The organism is Phytoactinopolyspora endophytica (assembly GCF_004138495.1).
GTDB lineage: Bacteria > Actinomycetota > Actinomycetes > Jiangellales > Jiangellaceae > Phytoactinopolyspora > Phytoactinopolyspora endophytica.
In genome coordinates this window covers 208755-212870 of sequence record NZ_ML142855.1, presented here as the reverse complement: position 1 = coordinate 212870, position 4116 = coordinate 208755, and the positions used below count along the sequence as shown (strand labels likewise).

Below are 4116 nucleotides of genomic sequence, written 5' to 3'. Positions count from 1 at the left end.
TCGTCGAACGCGCGCGAGCACAGTCAATGCCACGCGAGCATCGACATCGACTACCGGCTGGCTTCGTCCTGCATCCGCGCGCGGCGGTTCAGCTCTACGGCGTTCTCCCGGATGTTCTCCGTGGCCCGATCAAGCTCGGGCCGCAACGATCCGTTCCAGTCAGCCATGAACCGGGTCGCATCGTCGCCCGTCCAGTACACGCTGTCCAGCATGGAGCCCAGCATGTTCACCATGGCGCCGAGGTTATCCGCGCTGGCATCCATCTGCTGGCTCGCCTCTTGCGTCTGCTCCGGGTCGATTCCCATGAAGCTCGACTTGTCGACCATGACGTTCCTCCTCGTCCGCGGTGTTCATAGGTCTGCGTCGCGCGTGCTGCGATGAACGCTACGTCGACGACCGTCGTCGCCACGCATTCTCGGGCGCGGAACCTTCCGTCATGTCCACGCTGGTGCACTCGCCATTCGCCGTTCACCGCTGTGCTTCCCGCCGGGCGACGACGTCGGCAGCGGAGGCTGCGGCCTGGGCCAGATCCTCGGCCGTCACCAACCGCGTCTCCGCGGCGCGACGCCCGACGGCGAAGCGGACGTTCTGCACCCGGCCTGCTCCGGACGTGAACGGGTCCTCGGCCGGCCCGAAGGCCATCCGCGCGACCACCCGGATCGCGTCGTCCACCCGCTGCGGCCGGTCGAGGTTCCAGGCGTAGCCATGCCAGCCACGGATTCGCTCGTAGATCTCCCGGTTGGACGGCGGGCGCGGATAATCGTCGGCGCCGGAGAGCCATGGCTCGGCGAGAGCGAGGGCGACGAACCACTCCCTCGACAGCGGCTCGAGCCGAGGGGCAGGCGCGGTGGGCGCGGCATCGGTGTCCGCGTCGAACCGTGGCGTCTGCGCGTCGTCGCTCGTCTCAGGCACGCCGACCTCCAGCACCAGCACCAGGTCCGAGTAGGTTCCGCGCTCCGTCTGGCGCCCGCGCAGCAGCAGCACGTGGTTCTCGCCCTCGTCGAGCAGCGCTGCCATCCCGTCGGTGAGCGTCACCCGGCGCGCCCCGCCGGGCGCGTCGAACAGGCTGGACAACTGCGCCTCGGTCGAGCCCCGCCAGCGCAGCCTCACCACCTCGTCGCCGACGACGATCTCACCCACGACGCGCGAGACGTGCGGCGCAGCCGTCGGCAGCGGCATCGCCGTGTACCGTAGCTGAGCACCCGGATCGTCGTCCGGCAGTGCCGACGCCGGTGCGCGGCCCACCAGCAGCGTCTCTCCCGTTCCGAGCACAACCGCCGGAACCCCAGCGCCCCGCAGTGTCACCCTCAGCACGAACCAACCCCCTCACTATGCAACGCAGAAGGGCGCGCAGACCCCCCTCGCGCTCCGCTGGCCTGTGATGTCACCCACCGATCTCGCCGCGAGGCTAACAGCGGGTGCCCTCCCTGCCGCCACGATCTCAGACAATCCCAGACAGCAGCTCGGCGATCTCGTCACGGCTGCGCGGGCGGGTCTGCTCCGGCTGTCGAGTGCCGTCCGCGACGTGGTCGGACACTGCTCGCCAGCGCTCGCCGTCGGGGGTCAACGTGACGTATCGAGAGCCATGCCCGTCGGACACGGTCACCTCCACCGGCGCAGGCTCGCTGCCGTCGACGAACGCCCACACCGTGGGTACGAGCACATCTCTGCTCGTCACGCCATCGCGTAGTGGGACCACATCGAACAGTCCTGCCGGCCGGGGCGTCATCAGCAATGACACCGCGGGGCTGTCGACGATCAAAGCCACGCGCCGCGTATTCCCCGAGCCGAACGCGATCGACGCCCACCGCTCCGCGCCGGTCACCGCATAGCCGACGACGGTGGCCGCACCGGCCGGGCCCTGATCCGGCCCGCCGAGCCGGTACATGCCACGCGCTACCAGCGTGGACGCACCGGCGTCAGTGAGCTCGTCGATGCCGGCATCCGGCAGCCCCAAGACGCATCTGCTGAGCTCGGCCTCCGGACCCGGCCGCAGCTCCAACAGCGCCAGCACCTCGTGTGCTGTGAACGTCGCCACCCGGTCCCCGGTATCGGCCGTCTCGGCGCCCCCGGCGCCGTCGAGCATCGCTTCGACGTTCAACGTCCACCACCACTGTTCGAGCCGTCGCCCCCGAACCAGCCACGTATCCCGTCGTTGAGCCGCTCCCAGCGGTCGATGGTGCGGCTCCACGCATCGTCGTCCCAGATGCTGGCGGCGAGGTCACCTCCGGGACCGATGATGTGGTCGCTCATCCAGATCATCGAGTCCGTGTCTCCGATCCGGTCGTAGATCCTGGAGCCGACGAACCAGCCCACTTGTGCGGCGACGCCGAGGGCACCGGCGGACCGCAGCGCCGCGACGCTCGACGCCGAGGCCAGCGTCGTCGCGAGCTTGCCGCTCTGCAGGGCCGCCTCGAGACGCTCACCCTCGTAGATTGCGTCGCCGAGGCGGACACCCGTGGCGGCGACGTCGGCCACTGCAATGCCTTTCAGGGCGCCGCCTGCGACGCCACCCATGTTCGCCCGCGTCCATTGGTCGGCATGGCGAGACCAGTCAGCAGCGGAGACCTTAATGGCGTCCGTCCAGGTCATGGCCGCCCCTGCCCATGGCGCCACCGCGAACACGTGGTGGGCGGGCTCCCACTCCCGCTCCCAGTTCCGGTACGTCTCGACGAGCCGCTCGAACAGCGGCAGGCTGGTATCGGACACCTCGCTGCCGGCCGGCACCGTCCTGGAGCGCTCGGCGACGACGACGGCCGGCCCCGGGGCATCGGCGCTGGCGCTCTCCTGCTCATCGGCGTTCCGGTCGACCAGGTACGCCGCGCCGGCGAGCGACTCGACGACGCGCATCAACAGCGGCATGTACACCTCGTGCCACGACCGTCGGAACACCTGCGCGTCCGGCCCATCCCACTCGACCGAGTCCAGCAGCGTGCGCATCCGTGTCCGGACACCGTTGACGTGTACGCCGGCCTGGTCGCACAGCCGGGCAAAAGACCGCAACCGTTCGACGTCTGCGCCGAGAAATGCCTGCGCACTCACGGTGAAAGCCCCTCACTGTTCATCCTGGAGACGACGATGCGAACGTACGGCATCCGCAACCATGCCGGCAGCCGTGACCGGGTGGAAGTTTCCGTCTTGCCGGCCGCGAACCGCGCGTATGGGACCGTCGACGAATCACCGATCGGCATCGCCGCCGCCAGCGACCGTGGCCCACCGGTCAACGGTCGCCGTGCTTCTCCATCAACAGCTCGCGCAGCAGTTCGGCGGCGTCGTCGTCCCACCCCGCGGGCGCCGCGATCGCGGCCCACGCGTCGACGTACTCCAGCAGGTAGACATGGCCGTAGCCGGCCGGCACCTCGGCGGCCACCATGATATCCAAGGTGGTCAGCCAATACGTCACCACAGGGAGCCACTGAAGCCCGGGCCGTACGTCAGGACCGTTGGCCTCGCGTAGCCAGTCCGGCTCGTGGAAGAGCAGATCGGACGTCCACCACACCACGCCGTCCGACGGGTGCTGGAGATAGACCACGCGTGGGTGCTCCCACTCCGGTCCAAGTGCCCAGAGATCCGTCTCATCGCCGTTTCCGGCGTCCCACCTCACCTGACGGCCCTCGTCGTAGACGGGGCTCCGTTCGAGCGATCCGCTGTCACGATCGAGGGTGAGCTCGCGCCGGATATCGGTGAAGATCGGGGTGGCGACCCACAACGCACCGTCGGTGCGAGCGACCATGTCCTGCAACCCGCTGAAGGCGCCCTGCCCGCCGTAACTGCCCAGCGATTCCCCGAACACCAGCAGCCTAGGCCGGTCAGACTCGGGGAGTTCGGACCATGTCGCATACACGGCCTCGAACAGCGCCTGCCCGGCTTCGGGCGCCGTGTTGCGGTCCGCGACGAAGCTGAGCCAGCTGCCGATGGACGTGTACTGGAGAGCCGCCGTCGCCGTGTCGCCGGAGTGCATCAGCTCCAGCGCTTCGATCGCCGCCGGGGAGATCCGGCCGTTGCCGGTCGGCGTCGCGACCACCAGCACATCCCGGTCCCACGCTCCGGTGCGGTCGAGCTCATCGACGACGAGCTCGGCGGCGTCCTCAAGTTCCGCGGCATTCTCCGGCCCGG

General features: G+C 69.3%; 5 protein-coding genes. All 5 read right to left on the bottom strand.

Going from position 1 to position 4116, the window contains the following annotated elements; all coding sequences use genetic code 11:
• Positions 1-50: 50 nt before the first annotated feature.
• On the bottom strand, positions 51-326 hold the full coding sequence (locus ELR45_RS15820) for a WXG100 family type VII secretion target (protein WP_129667267.1): 276 nt from the start codon (positions 324-326) through the stop codon (positions 51-53).
• Positions 327-468: 142 nt separating this feature from the next.
• Positions 469-1314 (bottom strand): hypothetical protein, encoded by an 846-nt coding sequence (locus tag ELR45_RS15815; protein ID WP_129667266.1) that lies wholly within the window; start codon positions 1312-1314, stop codon positions 469-471.
• A 127-nt stretch (positions 1315-1441) separates the two neighbouring features.
• Entirely contained in the window at positions 1442-2101 is a 660-nt protein-coding gene (locus ELR45_RS15810; protein WP_129667265.1) for a hypothetical protein, read from the bottom strand.
• Entirely contained in the window at positions 2098-3042 is a 945-nt protein-coding gene (locus ELR45_RS15805; protein WP_129667264.1) for a type I phosphoribosyltransferase, read from the bottom strand. The genes ELR45_RS15810 and ELR45_RS15805 overlap by 4 nt, the downstream gene beginning before the upstream one ends.
• A 178-nt stretch (positions 3043-3220) precedes the next feature.
• Positions 3221-4116: alpha/beta-hydrolase family protein (locus ELR45_RS38020; RefSeq protein ID WP_205856677.1), on the bottom strand; the 896-nt coding region annotated here is incomplete at its 5' end.